The sequence below is a fragment of the Bradyrhizobium sp. ISRA442 genome, from assembly GCF_038085055.1.
In the GTDB taxonomy this organism is placed as follows: Bacteria; Pseudomonadota; Alphaproteobacteria; order Rhizobiales; family Xanthobacteraceae; genus Bradyrhizobium.
On record NZ_JALGCN010000075.1, the window covers coordinates 1 to 411 of the forward strand.

1 pseudogene is annotated in these 411 nt (G+C 72.0%); it reads right to left on the minus strand.

Features of this window, described 5'->3' with window-relative positions:
* A pseudogene (locus MTR72_RS40260) lies at positions 1-411 on the minus strand (hybrid sensor histidine kinase/response regulator); the annotation flags it as partial.

Genomic DNA, 411 nt, shown 5'->3' on the forward strand with positions numbered 1-411 from the left:
GACGTCGGCCTTGACGTCGGCCTTGGCGACCGGCATCGGCACTTCGATCGCGGTCTCGCGGAAGGCGCGCTCGAGCTCGTCCAGCGACACCTCGCCCGGACGCAGCGGACGCTCCAGCGTCTGCGCGACCAGCGCGCCGGTGGTCATCGCCGGCGCGGCGGCGGCCGGGGCGTCCGGCGCCAGCGGCGGCGCGTCAGTGACGGGATCGGCAGCGGTACCCGCCGCCATCGCCGCCATGCCCTGCGCGACCATCGCCTCCAGCTTCTCGATCAGGTCGCGGTCATTGCCCTCGGGCTCGGCCTCGGTGGCCTCGAGCCTGGCCAAAATCTCCTTGATGCGGTCGATCGAGGACAGGATCACCGTCACCGCTTGGCCCGTCACCGGCATGCCGTCGCGGAACTTGCCCATCAG